General features: G+C 68.7%; 13 protein-coding genes. 6 read left to right on the top strand and 7 right to left on the bottom strand.

What is annotated here, in order from left to right:
• Positions 1 to 69 precede the first annotated feature (69 nt).
• From pcaH to pcaDC, 4 genes are all read left to right on the top strand, one after another.
• On the top strand, positions 70 to 771 hold the full coding sequence (pcaH, locus tag ACW4E8_RS01595) for a protocatechuate 3,4-dioxygenase subunit beta (RefSeq protein ID WP_316156092.1): 702 nt from the start codon (positions 70 to 72) through the stop codon (positions 769 to 771).
• 4 nt (positions 772 to 775) lie between these two features.
• On the top strand, positions 776 to 1,345 hold the full coding sequence (gene pcaG / locus ACW4E8_RS01590) for a protocatechuate 3,4-dioxygenase subunit alpha (RefSeq protein WP_456802910.1): 570 nt from the start codon (positions 776 to 778) through the stop codon (positions 1,343 to 1,345).
• 77 nt (positions 1,346 to 1,422) lie between these two features.
• A complete protein-coding gene (locus tag ACW4E8_RS01585; protein ID WP_456802909.1) occupies positions 1,423 to 2,808 on the top strand; it encodes a 3-carboxy-cis,cis-muconate cycloisomerase in 1,386 nt (461 codons plus the stop codon).
• A gap of 70 nt (positions 2,809 to 2,878) precedes the next feature.
• Positions 2,879 to 4,057, top strand: coding sequence for a bifunctional 3-oxoadipate enol-lactonase/4-carboxymuconolactone decarboxylase PcaDC (pcaDC, locus tag ACW4E8_RS01580; RefSeq protein ID WP_456802908.1), 1,179 nt, complete (start codon positions 2,879 to 2,881; stop codon positions 4,055 to 4,057).
• A 13-nt stretch (positions 4,058 to 4,070) separates the two neighbouring features.
• On the opposite strand, the gene ACW4E8_RS01575 is transcribed toward pcaDC, so the two are convergent.
• Positions 4,071 to 4,979 (bottom strand): helix-turn-helix domain-containing protein, encoded by a 909-nt coding sequence (locus tag ACW4E8_RS01575; protein WP_456802907.1) that lies wholly within the window; start codon positions 4,977 to 4,979, stop codon positions 4,071 to 4,073.
• Positions 4,980 to 5,105: 126 nt separating this feature from the next.
• On the opposite strand from ACW4E8_RS01575, the gene pobA reads away from it, so the two are divergent.
• Positions 5,106 to 6,275, top strand: a complete 1,170-nt coding sequence (pobA, locus tag ACW4E8_RS01570) for a 4-hydroxybenzoate 3-monooxygenase (protein WP_456802906.1) — start codon at positions 5,106 to 5,108, stop codon at positions 6,273 to 6,275.
• 245 nt (positions 6,276 to 6,520) lie between these two features.
• Here the strand turns inward: pobA and cobA are convergent, their stop codons facing one another.
• Positions 6,521 to 7,294, bottom strand: coding sequence for a uroporphyrinogen-III C-methyltransferase (gene cobA / locus ACW4E8_RS01565; protein WP_456802905.1), 774 nt, complete (start codon positions 7,292 to 7,294; stop codon positions 6,521 to 6,523).
• Positions 7,295 to 7,382: 88 nt separating this feature from the next.
• On the opposite strand from cobA, the gene ACW4E8_RS01560 reads away from it, so the two are divergent.
• Positions 7,383 to 8,432, top strand: a complete 1,050-nt coding sequence (locus tag ACW4E8_RS01560; RefSeq protein WP_456803022.1) for an RNA-guided endonuclease InsQ/TnpB family protein — start codon at positions 7,383 to 7,385, stop codon at positions 8,430 to 8,432.
• 52 nt (positions 8,433 to 8,484) lie between these two features.
• On the opposite strand, the gene ACW4E8_RS01555 is transcribed toward ACW4E8_RS01560, so the two are convergent.
• From ACW4E8_RS01555 to ahbB (ACW4E8_RS01535), 5 genes are read right to left on the bottom strand one after another with little or no spacing between them, the layout of a single operon-like run.
• Positions 8,485 to 9,984 carry a cytochrome D1 domain-containing protein gene (locus tag ACW4E8_RS01555; RefSeq protein WP_456802904.1) on the bottom strand — a complete coding sequence of 500 codons (1,500 nt, stop codon included), beginning with the start codon at positions 9,982 to 9,984 and terminating at the stop codon, positions 8,485 to 8,487.
• A complete protein-coding gene (nirJ, locus tag ACW4E8_RS01550; RefSeq protein ID WP_456802903.1) occupies positions 9,981 to 11,144 on the bottom strand; it encodes a heme d1 biosynthesis radical SAM protein NirJ in 1,164 nt (387 codons plus the stop codon). The genes ACW4E8_RS01555 and nirJ overlap by 4 nt, the downstream gene beginning before the upstream one ends.
• Positions 11,145 to 11,156: 12 nt before the next feature.
• Positions 11,157 to 11,657 carry a siroheme decarboxylase subunit beta gene (gene ahbB / locus ACW4E8_RS01545; protein WP_456802902.1) on the bottom strand — a complete coding sequence of 167 codons (501 nt, stop codon included), beginning with the start codon at positions 11,655 to 11,657 and terminating at the stop codon, positions 11,157 to 11,159.
• Positions 11,657 to 12,121, bottom strand: a complete 465-nt coding sequence (locus ACW4E8_RS01540) for an Lrp/AsnC family transcriptional regulator (protein WP_456802901.1) — start codon at positions 12,119 to 12,121, stop codon at positions 11,657 to 11,659. Before ACW4E8_RS01540 ends, ahbB (ACW4E8_RS01545) begins: the two co-directional genes overlap by 1 nt.
• On the bottom strand, positions 12,118 to 13,107 hold the full coding sequence (gene ahbB / locus ACW4E8_RS01535; protein WP_456802900.1) for a siroheme decarboxylase subunit beta: 990 nt from the start codon (positions 13,105 to 13,107) through the stop codon (positions 12,118 to 12,120). Before ahbB (ACW4E8_RS01535) ends, ACW4E8_RS01540 begins: the two co-directional genes overlap by 4 nt.
• Position 13,108 lies beyond the last annotated feature (1 nt).

Here is a 13,108-nt window from a genome sequence, read left to right as displayed (position 1 = left end):
AATTCTTAATTTACATGACTTTATGTGTTGTTTAAAGTCAAACCATTCCAATGACAAGGAGACTGCGCGATGACCCGTCTTGCCCAGTACCGTCGTCCCTACTGGGACACCCAGCCCGAATACCGCTTCGACCCCTATGCCTCGACGCAGAAGCGCTCGCCGGACCAGCCGCTGATTGCGCTGCCGCAGTCGTTGTCTGAAGTGACCGGGCCCACCTTTGGCGCCGAGTTCGTCCGCGAAGGCGATAACGACCTCACCGTCGGCAACGGCGGCGAGCCCATCGGCGAGCGCATCCTCGTGACCGGCCGCGTGCTGGACGAGAATGGCAGGCCGGTGCCGAACGCGCTGATCGAGGTCTGGCAGGCCAATGCGGCCGGCCGCTACGTGCACAAGCGCGACCAGCATGATGCGCCGCTCGACCCGCATTTCTCGGGCGAAGGCCGCACCGTCACCGATGCCAGCGGGCGCTACCAGTTCAAGACCATCAAGCCCGGCGCCTATCCCTGGCGCAACCACCACAATGCCTGGCGGCCGCAGCATATCCACTTCTCGCTGTTCGGCAACGCCTACGCCACGCGGCTGGTGACGCAGATGTATTTCCCCGGCGATCCGCTGTTGCCGTTCGATCCGATTTTCAACTGCGTGCCGGACGAAAAGGCGCGCGACCGGCTTGTGGCCAGCCTCGACTGGGAGACGACCCAGCCCGAATACGCGCTCGGCTACCATTTCGATATCGTGCTGCGTGGCCGCGATGCCACGCCGATGGAGTAAGACCATGCTTTACGCCACCGCATCCCAGACCGTCGGTCCTTATCTCCATATCGGCCTGAGCGGCCTGAACTGCGCCGACCTGACCGCCAGCGCGCCGGAACTGGCCGGCCAACGCATCGTGATTGAAGGCCGCGTGACGGACGGCAACGGCGAGCCCGTGCCGGACGGCATGGTCGAGATCTGGCAGGCCAACCCCGCCGGCCGCTACCGCCACCCCGACGATGCGCGCGAACTGCCGCTGGTGCCCGGCTTTACCGGCTTTGGCCGCGTGCCGACCGAGGCCGACGGCTCGTTCCGCTTCGTCACCGTCAAGCCGGGCACCGTGCCCGGTCCGGACGGCCGGCCGCAGGCGCCGCACATCATGGTGTCGGTATTCATGCGCGGGCTGGTCAGGCATGTCGCCACGCGCATGTACTTCCCGGACGAAGCGGCGGCCAATGCCGCCGATGCCGTGCTGGCGCTGGTCCCCGCCGAGCGCCGCGGCACGCTGCTTGCCAGCGATGCCGGCAACGGTACGCTGCGCTGGGACGTGGCGCTGCAGGGGCAGGGCGAGACGGTGTTCTTCGATATCTGAGGACCCCGCTGCCGGCAACAGACGCATAATCGGGTGGCCGTCGATGTCACGGCCACTCACGCTACCCATCGCCCCCAATGCCAACCGCTACGCGTCTCACCGATCCCATGTCCGGCAGCCCGGCCGTGCTGGACATTTTCTCCGACGCCGGCACGGTGCAGCGCATGCTTGCCGTGGAGGCCGCGCTCGCGCGCGCCGAAGCCGACAGCGGCGTGATCCCTGCCACGGCCGCGGCCGTGATTGCCGACGTCTGCCGCGATCTCGGCATCATTGATCGCGACGCGCTTGCGCAAGCCGCGGTCGCTGCCGGCAATCTCGCCATTCCCTTCGTCAGGCAACTGACCGCCGCCGTGGCCGCGCGCGATGCCGAGGCGGCGCGCTTTGTCCACTGGGGCGCCACCAGCCAGGACATCATCGACACCGCACTGGTGCTCCAGGCCGGCGACGCGCTGCGCGCGCTGGATGCCGACCTGGTGCGCCTGGGCGCAGCCTGCGCCGCGCTGGCTTCGGCGCATCGGGCCACGCCGATGGTCGCGCGCACCTGGCTCCAGCATGCACTGCCGGCCAGCTTCGGCCTCAAGGCCGCGGGCTGGCTCGATGCGCTGCGCCGCGATCTCGGCCGTCTCGATGCCACCCGCGCCCAGGCCCGCGTGCTGCAGTTCGGCGGCGCCGCCGGCACGCTCGCCAGCCTCGGTCAGGCCGCGCCCGCGGTGACCGCCGCGCTGGCCCGCGAATTGGACCTGGCCGCGCCCGTGCTGCCGTGGCACGCGCATCGCGACCGCATGGTCGAGATCGCCACCACGCTGGGTATGCTGACCGGCACGCTCGGCAAGATGGCGCGCGATATCTCGCTGATGATGCAGACCGAGGTGGCGGAAGTGGCCGAGCCTGCTGGCCCCGGCCGCGGCGGCTCCAGCACCATGCCGCACAAGCGCAACCCGGTCGGCTGCGCGGCGGTGCTGACGGCCGCCGTGCGCGTGCCGCCGCTGGTGGCGACGATGCTGGCGGGCATGGTGCAGGAACATGAGCGCGCCCTGGGCGGCTGGCAGGCAGAGTGGGACACGCTGCCGCAGATCGTGACGCTGGCCGCCGGCGCGCTGCGCCAGATGGGCGAGGTCGTGGCGGGGCTGCAGGTCGATACGGCGCGCATGCGTGCCAACCTCGGCCTCACCCATGGCCTGATCCTCGGCGAGGCGGCGATGCTTGAACTTGGCAGCAGGATCGGCCGGCTGCCGGCGCACCACCTGGTGGAACGCGCCTCACAGCGTGCCGTGGCCGACGGCACCAGCCTGCGCGACGCGCTGGCCCGCACGCTGCAATCCGACCCGGCGCATGCCGGCCTGCTCGATGACGCCGCGCTGGACCGCCTTGCCGACCCCGCCAACTACGCTGGCCAGTCAGCGGCCTTTGCGGACGCCGCCGTGCAGGCCTGGCAATCCGCGCTGGCGGCGCGCCAGTCCTGAGACTGCCCTGAGCCCGGAACTACCGCGATGCGCCGGCCACGCCGCCGGCCGCGCACCCAAGGAGACTGCATTGCCCTACCTCGACCACGCCGGCGCCCGGCTCTTCTACACCGTTGACGGCCCCGCTTCCGCGCCCGCCATCCTCTTCTCGAACTCGCTCGGCACCGACCACACCATGTGGGAGCCGCAGGCTGCCGCGCTGGCCGGGCGCTTTCGCGTGGTGCGCTACGACACCCGCGGCCACGGCCGCTCGACCGCGCCGGGCGATGCCTTTACCGTGGCGCAGCTCGGGCAAGACGTCATCGCCATCCTGGATGCGCTGGGGATCGGGCAGGCGGTGTTCTGTGGCCTGTCGATGGGCGGGCTCACGGGGATGTGGCTGGGCATCCATGCGCCGCAGCGGTTCTCGCATATCGTGCTGGCCAATACCGCCGCGAAGATCGGCAATGCCGACGGATGGAATACCCGCATCGACACCGTACGGCGCGAAGGCATGGCCGTGATGGTCGCGCCTTCGGTCGAACGCTGGTTTACGCCGGGGTTTGCCGCCACGGCGGAGCGCGCGCTGGACGGCCTGCGCGATGTGCTCGGCGGGCTCGATCCGCGCGGCTATGCGGCCAATTGCGCGGCCGTGCGCGACGCCGATTTCCGCGAGTCGGTCGCGTCGATCCAGGTGCCGGTGCTGGTCATCGCCGGCAGCCAGGACCCGTCGACCCCTGCGCAGGAAGGCCGCGCGCTGGCCGACGCGATTCCCGGCGCCTGCTTTGTCGAACTGCCCGCCGCGCATATTTCCAGCTTCGAGCAGCCCGGCCGCTTCACGGCAGCGCTGCTCGATTTCGTGCGCGGCCGGCTGCCGGTGACCGATGATCATGCGCGCTACGACGCCGGCCTTGCCGTGCGGCGCGAGGTGCTGGGCAGCGCGCACGTCGACCGTTCGCTCGCGCGGCTGACACCGCTCAACGAGGAATTCCAGCATCTCATCACGCGCTATGCCTGGGGTGAGATCTGGACGCGCGAAGGCCTGCCGCGGCATACGCGCAGCCTGCTGACGATCGCGATGATGGTGGCGCTGAACCGCGCGGAGGAGCTAAAGCTCCATCTGCGCGCCGCCGCCAACAACGGCGTGACGCGCGACGAGATCAAGGAGGTGCTGCTGCAGGCCGCGATCTATTGCGGCGTGCCGGCGGCGAACTCGGCATTTCACCTGGCCGAGGAGGTGTTCGCCGGGATGGACCAGGCGGCCAACTGACCGGTCCCACCAGTCAGCCCGCTGCATCCGCGGGCGGCGGCATGGCAAATGCCGGCAGCCGCGCGCGCCCCGATTGCCGGAACTCAGTCGGCGACTGTCCTACCAGCCGCGCGAAGAAGCGCGAGAAGTAGGCGGCATCGGAGAACCCGAGCGACAGGGCGATGTACTTGACCTCCAGGTCGCTGAACAGCAAGTCGCGCTGCGCCTCGGCCAGCACGCGCGCGTGGATCATCTGCAGGGCAGACTGCCCGCAAGCCTGGCGGCACACGCGGTTGAGCTGCGTGGGCGTGACGCCGATGGCGCCGGCATAGTGCGTGATGTCCTTGTGCTCACGATAGTCGGATTCTAGCAACTGCTGGAACAGCCGGAAATGCCGCGCAGGCCGGCTGTCGCTGCGCGCCGCGGCCGGCGCAGCGGCATTGGCCAGCCGCGCGATGCCGATCAGCAGCAGCGTCAGCAATGCCGACAGCGACGCCCCGCGCCAGGCGGACACGGTTTCCATCTCGCCGCGAACCAGTGCCAGCGTATCGGCCAGCGCGTGGCCCCGGCGCACGCGGTCGTGGCGCGGATGGGCGAACAGCGGTAGCGCATCCGGCACACCGGCCAGCAGCGTGCGCAGGTGGCTGTCGGTCATGGTCACGACCATGCCGTCGGTGTCCGGCGTGAAAACAAAGCCGTGGATATGCCGTGGCGGCATCGTCACCAGCGAGCCGCTGCGCAGCGGTTCGCGCCGCTCCTCCAGCAGGGCTTCGCCAGCGCCCGCATGGATGTACAGAATTTGCAGGAAGCGCTCATGCCGGTGGGGCTTGATCTCCCACCCGTGCAGGCGGCTGCGCGCGGCAATGGATTCGAAATGCAGCTGGTTTGACAGCAGTTCCGAGGGATTGATGCCATACAGCGAGTACGTCGGGACAGGTCTCACGGTAGCTTAGGTGTTTACCAGCGATGTTCCGATTGTCCTGTCATTGGTTCGATCTGTCCATTCCTTGGCGGGCCGCCGCCGACTATCTTTAGCGGCAGAAGACGGATACCCACAAGGAGACAAGACATGCGCACCCAGGTTGCCATCATCGGCGCCGGCCCGGCCGGCCTGCTGCTCGGCCAGTTGCTGACACGCGCCGGCATCGACAACATCATCATCGAACAACGCGGTCCCGAATACGTGCTTGGCCGCATCCGCGCGGGCATCCTGGAGAGCGTCACCGTCGACGCGCTGGAACGTGCGGGCGTGGCCAGGCGGCTGCATGCGGAAGGCCTGGTCCACCACGGCATCGCCCTGTCGTACGGCGGGCAGCGCCACCATATCGACCTGCATGCGCTGATCGGGCGCAGCGTCACGGTGTACGGGCAGACCGAGGTCACGCGCGACCTGATGGATGCACGCCGCGCCGACGGCACCCCCACCATCTATGAAGCACAGGAAGTCAGCGTGCAGGGCTTCGACGGCAGCACGCCGTCGGTGCGCTATCGCAAGGATGGCGCCATGCACGAGGTTGCCTGCGACTACATCGCCGGCTGCGACGGCTTTCACGGCATCTGCCGCCAGAGCGTGCCGGTGGCGGCGCGGCAGGTGTTCGAGCGTGTCTATCCGTTTGGCTGGCTGGGACTGTTGTCGGAGACACCGCCCGTTGCCGATGAGCTGGTCTACGCCAGCCATGAGCGTGGCTTCGCGCTGTGCAGCATGCGTTCGCGCCACCGCAGCCGCTACTACGTGCAGGTGGCGTCGAGCGAGCGCGTGGAAGACTGGTCCGATGAGCGCTTCTGGCAGGAGCTGAGCAGCCGGCTCGACCCGCAGACGGCAAGCGCGCTGGTGACCGGGCCCAGCATCGAGAAGAGCATTGCGCCGCTGCGCAGCTTTGTGTGCGAGCCGATGCGTTTTGGCCGGCTGTTCCTGGCGGGCGACGCGGCGCATATCGTGCCGCCTACCGGGGCCAAGGGTTTGAACCTGGCGGCCAGTGATGTGCTGGCGTTGTCCGAGGGCTTTGAAGCCCGTTACCGCCATGCCGATGCCAGCGGCCTCGATGGCTATTCCGCGCGTTGCCTGCAGCGAGTGTGGAAGGCCGAGCGCTTCTCGTGGTGGATGACTTCGCTGTTGCACCGGTTCCCGGATGCGGATGCGTTCTCGTTGCGGATGCAGCAGGCGGAGCTGGATTATCTGGTGGGGTCCGAGGCGGCGTCACGGGTGTTGGCGGAGAACTATGTGGGGTTGCCGTATTGAGCGGTCTCCCAGCAAGCGAGGCGAGTGCGGCATCGGCGCGCGATTGCTGACAGACTTTGCATGCTGCCGGTTTGCTCCCCTCTCCCGCTTGCAGGAGAGGGGCAGGGGGAGAGGGCAGGCACTGGCATACTGGCACACCTCACTTCGTTGACGCACCGGCCCTCTCCCCAACCCTCTCCCGCAAGCGGGAGAGGGAGCACACAGTCGGCTCGCTGAAACCCGGTAGAACTTGCAGGCGGCCGACGCTAGGCGGCCAGCGAGCCGGCGTCCGGCACCACCGCCTGCACCGCCTGCAGCGTGTCTGCGACCACCCCACCCACCAGCACCACGGCCGGGCTCGCCAGCCCCGCTGCGAGCGCTTCGGCGAGCATGCCGAGCGAGCCGGTCCAGCTGCGTGCCTGCTCGCTGCCGGCATGCATCACCACCGCCGCCGGCATGTTGCTGCGCATCCCCGCCGCCAGCAAGCCGTCGCGGATCGCCGCGATCCGGCTCATCCCCATATAGATCACCAGCGTGGTGCCGCCACGCACCAGCGCCTGCCAGTCGGGCGAGCCGTGCGCGCTGGTATGGCCGGTCACGAAGGTCACGCCGTGGCAGTGCGCGCGGTGTGTCAGCGCAATCCCCAGTGCCTGCGCGGCGGCCATGCCGCTGCTGATGCCATTGACGACCTCGACGGCCACGCCGTGGCCGCGCAGGAAGGCGGCTTCTTCGCCGCCGCGCCCGAACAGCAGCGGATCGCCGCCCTTGACGCGCGCCACGGTGCGGCCGGCCAGCGCATGCTGCAGCGTCAGTTGCTGGATGCGTTCCTGGCTGACCGAGCAGCGCCCGCCGCGCTTGCCGACCCACTCCACATGGGTGCCGGGACTGGCATAGCAGGACATCTCCGGCGCGACCAGGTCATCGACCAGCCAGACCTCGGCCGCGGCCAGCGCGCGCATGGCGCGTACCGTGACCAGATCCGGGCTGCCGGGGCCGACGCCGACCAGCCAGACCTTGCCGGGTTTCAGGGGTGGGTTCATCAGCTTGCTCCGAAAAACATCGCCCTTCAGGGCGGGGAGTGAAAGGAGTGCTGCCGGCAGCAAGCAATCCCAAATTAGAATGACCGGCATGCTTCTCGTCTATCGCTACCGGGTAAAGTCGCTTAACGGCCTGCTCAATCAGCAGAGCCGCGCGGTGAACTACGTCTGGAACTTCTGCAATGACACGCAGAAGCACGCACTCAAGTGGGGCAAGAAATGGCCTACGGGTTTCGATCTGAACGTGTTGACCACCGGCAGCAGCAAGGAACTCCGTATCCATTCCGGCACCGTCAACGCGGTTTGCGAGGAGTACGCCAAGTCGCGCAGCCAGCATCGCAGGCCGTACCTGCGCTATCGCGGCCGCAGGTCCCTCGGTTGGGTACCCCTCAAGGGGCGAGATCTCGAACGTTCGGGTGAGGCATTCCGCTTTGCCGGCAACACGTTTCGCGTTTTCAACTCCAGGCCCCTTCCCGAAGGCAAGATCAAGGACGGCACGAGTTTCTCCCGCGACGCGCGAGGCAACTGGTTCCTGAACATCGTGATTGAAGTTGCCGACATCCAGGCCCGGTCCCCGGCACGCGGCGTTGGCGTCGATCTTGGTTTGAAGGACCTTGCCACACTCTCCACCGGCGAGAAGATCGGGAATCCGCGCCACCTTGGTCGACTCGAGCAAGCCCTTGCCAAAGCGCAGCGCGCGCAAAAAAAACGACAGGCGACGAACCTCCACGTGTGCATCAAGAATGCACGGCGCGACTTTCTGCACAAGCTCTCGCATCGCCTCGTGCGGGACTTTGACTACATTGCGGTGGGGAATGTGAATGCCGCTGGCCTCGCCAGGACCAGCATGGCGAAGTCCGTCCTCGATGCGGGCTGGTCGTCCTTCCGCACAATGCTCGCGTACAAGGCGATTGCGCATGGCGCGTGGTACGAGGAAGTCGACGAACGTTTCACCACCCAGGTCTGTTCTTCGTGCGACGCGATGCCGCCGGAGAGGCCGAAAGGTATCGCAGACCTTGGAATAAGGCAGTGGGTATGCAGTGAATGCGGTGCTGTACATGATCGCGATGTGAACGCTGCGCTAAATATCCTCGCCCGATCGGGACATCGATCGCCTGCAGAGGGAATCTCCTCCCTTTAGGGAGGGGAGGATGTCAATTCGGGCTCCTGCAATGGGGCATCACCACGCCGGCTCAGTGGCTGGTGCCGGCCGAGCGCGTGGTCTTGTTGAAGACGTTGTACTTGCCGATGGGCTTGTCCATCGGCAGGCGTTTGACCTCCTGCAAGGTGGCCGCGTCGTAGACCACGATGGCGCCGTCGCGCTCCATCAGGCTGACCAGCGCGTAGCGCCCGTCGCGCGTGAATTCGACGTGGGCGGCGGTGCGCCCCGGGCTCGGCGTGACGCTGCCGACCACCCGCAGGCTTTGCTTGTCGATCACCTGCAGCGTGTCGCGCTTCGGGCTCATCATGGCGTCGGCCCAGGCGTAGGGGGTGTTTTCATGGCTGCGCAGGAAGAAGCCCGGACCGTTGGTTGGTATGGTGGCGACCGTGTGCCAGTCCTGCATGTTGATCACCGTGATGCGCCCTTGCCCGAGGTCGGGCGAGGCCATCACTTCACGTCCATCGCGCAGCCAGGTGATGCCGCTGCCCAGGTGCGGCATGCCGCCAAGCGCAAGCGCCGCGACCTTGCGGCCCTGCTGCAGGTCGATCACCTGTCCGCCACCTTTGCGCGAAGCGCCCAGGATATGGCGATAGGACTGGTCGAAGAAGAAGTCGTCGAGCACATCATCCAGCACCACCACGCGCGGTGCCAGCGCGGGCAGTGGCGCGCCGGCCGCATCGGCATAGGGAATCTCCCAGACCTCGGCGATATCCTTCAGCGCGGCAATAAAGCTGCGGCGCGGCGCGGCGTCGTAGACGGCGGAGACGCGCGAGGCCTCGCCATCCCGCCCCCTCACGTCGATGACCCGCGCCAGCGACAGGTCTTGGGCATGGAGCAGCACCAGCGTGCGCGGCAGCGTATTGCCGGCCAGTACCCAGCGGCCGTCGTCGCTGACGGCGACGTTGCGCGTGTTCACGCCGACCCGGATCTCCGCCACATAGGCCAGGTTCCACAGGTCGTACTTGCTGACCCAGCCATCGCGGCTGGCCATGTAGACATAGCGGCCGTCGCGGCTGAACTTGGGGCCGCCGTGCAGCGCAAAGCGGGTGGCAAAGCGATGGACCGGCGCCAGCCGGTCCCCGTCCAGCACGGTCATATGATGGCTGCCGGCCTCCACCACCACGAACAGGTTCTGCGGATCGGCGCTGAACCCGGGCCGTGCCGGCAGGCTGCCGGGGGCGTGGTGGACGATATGGCTGGCGCGGATGGCCTCCGCGTGCCATTGCGGCGTGGCTGCGGGTGCCGTGCGCAGCCAGCGCGCCAGCGCCTGCAAGTCGGGTTCGGCCAGCGTGCCGGCGAATGCCGGCATCTGCGTGGCGGCGCGGCCATCGCGCAGCACCTGGTCAAGTTCGCTGGCGCGCAGGCGTTCCAGGCTTTCCGGCAGCAGCGCGGGGCCCATGGCGCCGAGGCGGTCGGTGCCATGGCAGGCGGCGCAGTGCTGGCTGTAGACCGCCGCGGGGTCGGCGGCCGTTGCGGCTTGCGCGGCGCAGGAAAAAGCCAGGGCGAGCAGCCATCGGAGCACGGCCTTCATGCCGCGACCTCCGTGCCCGGCGCGTGCGCGATCTCGTCATCGCTCAGGTAGCAACCCGGGTCTTCCGCCCAGGCGTTGCCCGTCAGCGCAAAGGCGCGCACACGGGTATTGCCGTTGCAGATGGCGCGATATGCGCAGCCGGCGCAACGCCCCTGCAGCGGACGCGGCGTGCTGGCCAGGCCTGCCATCAGCGGATCGGCGCGGCTGGCCCAGATCTCGCCGAACGGCCGCTCGCGCACATTGCCCACGGTCACGTGCCACCACATCGTGTCGGGATGGACATTGCCCAGGTTGTCGATATTGGCCACGCCGACGCCCGTGGCGTTGCCGCCCCAGTGTTCCAGCCGCTGGCGCATATCGGCCAGGCGATGCGCAAAGCGCCTGGCGATCCAGTACAGCAGGTACACGCCATCCGCATCGTTGTTGCCGGTGACGAAGTCGCCCGCATGGCCCTGCTGCGTGCGCTGCCAGACGTGGTCGAACAGCCAGTCGAGCGCGGCGCGGGTGCGCGCATGGTGCGCGTCTTCGGCGCGATGGCTGCGCGCACGGCCAGCATAGTTGAAGTGCGACAGGTAGAACTTGTCGATGCCCTCGCGCTCGGTCAGCGCCACCAGGGCGGGCAGTTGCGCCGCGTTGGCTTCGGTCAGCGTCATGCGCACGCCCACGCGCAGGCCGGCCGCACGCGCGACGCGCAGGCCCGCCAGCGCCTGCGCAAAGGCGCCGTCGCTGCGGCGGAATCGGTCGTGCGTGGCGGGCAAGCCGTCCAGGCTGACGCCGACGTAGTCGAAGCCCGCTGCCGCGAGCCGGGCGGCATGCCCTGCATCAAGCAGCGTGCCGTTGGACGACAGCGACAGGTGGAAGCCGAGCGCGCGCGCCCGGGCGGCAATCTCGTAGAGGTCAGGCCGCAGCAGCGGCTCGCCCCCGGACAGGATCAGCGCGGGCACGCGCGCATCGCGCAACTGCTCGAGCACGCGCAGCGCCTCGGCGGTATCCAGCTCGCCCTTGAAGTCCGTGTCGGCGGAGGTGGCATAGCAATGCCGGCAGTTGAGGTTGCAGCGGCGGATCAGGTTCCAGATCACCACCGGGCCGGCGGGCTTGCGCGGCGGCGGCACCGGGCCGGCATCGCGCAGGGCTTCCATGAAGCGGGACAGGCGGAACATGGGCGGGGTTTCCTATTGGTCTGGGCCGGGCGGCGGCAGGCGCAGCCCGGTTTTCTTGAGGATGCGGGTGGACCACAGCACGTCGTGCGCGCGGCAGGCGTCGCCAAGCAGTGCCGCGATCACGGCAACCTGCGGCGCGGCATCTTCGCGCGTGCGCGCATGGACCATCGCGAACAGGTTGTAGGGCCAATGCGGCAAGTGGCGCGGACGGCGATAGCAATGGCTGACGAAGGGCAGCGCGCCGATGCGCTCGCCCAGCGTGTCAATGCACGCATCGTCCACGTCCCACACGGTCATGCCGTTGGCGCGCCAGCCCAGCCGGTAGTGGTCGGGCACGGCGCCGATACGGCGCAGCACGCCGTGCGCCTGCATCGCGGCGAGCCGCGCAATCACTTCCTGCTCGGTCAGGCCGAGTTTGTCGGCCACTTCCGCGTAGGGCGCCGGCACCAGCGGCAGGCCGGCTTGCGTGGCACGGATCAGCGCCAGATCGACGGGATCGACAGGCTCGGACATCAGGCGGGCAGGTAGAGGTTGACGAAGAACTCGCGTTCCTTCGGGAACGGCAGGATCTCGACGCCGGCCGCCGCGGCAATGCGCGCGAGCACCGGCGCGACCTCCTCCGGCCGCGCTACCGCCAGCACGAACCACAGGTTCAGGTGATGCGTGCGCGCGTAGTGGTGGGCGACCTCGGGGTGCGCGTTGATGGCGGCGATCACGGCTTCCATGCGCGTGGCAGGCGCGTGGCAGGCGCACAGCACGAAGCTTCCGCCCGCGCGCTCGATCTGGTACAGCGGGCCGAAGCGCGTCAGCACGCCTGCTGCAAGCAGCGCGCGCAGCCGCTCCAGCAGTTCGGCCTCGGTGATGCCAAGGGCCGACGCGGCTTCGGCATACGGATGCGGCACCAGGGGCAGGCCGCGCTGCAGCGCGTTGATGATGCGGCGGTCGTGCGGGTCGAGTGCGGCGATTGCACGGGTCATGCCGACACCTGCATGGCATAGCGCGTGCCGCGCTGCTTGTAGCAGCGCGTGCCGACCAGCACGGTCCCGGGCGCATGTTCCAGCCCGGCGGTGGCGTGGATGCGCGCCAGCGCGGGCTGCAAGTCCTCTGCATTGCGCGCATGGACCATCGCAAACAGGTTGTAGGGCCAGTCGGGCAGCCGGCGCACGCGGCGGTAGCACAGGGTCACGCGCGCCTGCCGGGCCAGCCGCATGCCGATGGCGTCCACGTGCGCGTCGGGCACGTCCCACACGCACATGGCGTTGTGGCGGAAGCCGAAGCGCCCATGCTGCAGCACCACGCCCAGGCGCCGGATCACGCCCTGCGCGGACCAGCGCGCCAGCCGCTCCAGGACCTGCGGCATCGGCATCCGCGCCTGCGCCGCCAGCGCGTGGAACGGGCGCGGCGTCAGCGGCAGCCCGGCTTCCAGTGCGGCCACCAGGCGCCAGTCGTCATCGTCCAGGGCGACAGGCGCGGCGGGAGCGGCCGCGCTGGCTGCGCGGCGGGCGCGTGCGCTGCCCGGGCGCGCCAGCGGGAAGCCGAGGTCGATGTGATACTCGCGGGCCATGGGCAGGTCCAGCGGCGCCAGGCCGGTCATGTCCCCGATCGACGCCAGCGTGACGTCGAGCATGTGGCGCTCGCGCGCGCCCGCGACGAACCACAGGTTGTACGGGTGGCCGCTGCGCGCATAGTTGTGGCTGACCGCCGCGCAGGCGCTGACGCGTGCCGCCACGCGGTCCAGCTGGGCCGGCGGCACGGACAGCGCCGCCAGCGTGCTGACGCCGATCACGTTGGGCGCGAACACGGCGCCGACGCGGCTGACGCGCCCGCTGCCCAGGTCGCGCGCCAGCAGGCTCAGCAGCGTGTGCTCGCACAGGCCGAGCTTGCCGGCCAGCGCCTGGTAGGGCCGCGGCTGCAGCGGGAAGTCGCGCTGCAGGGTGTCGTAGAGGTTCAGTTCATCGTACATG

The sequence above is a fragment of the Cupriavidus sp. CP313 genome (assembly GCF_054072015.1).
This window is presented reverse-complemented; position numbering and strand designations above follow the sequence as displayed.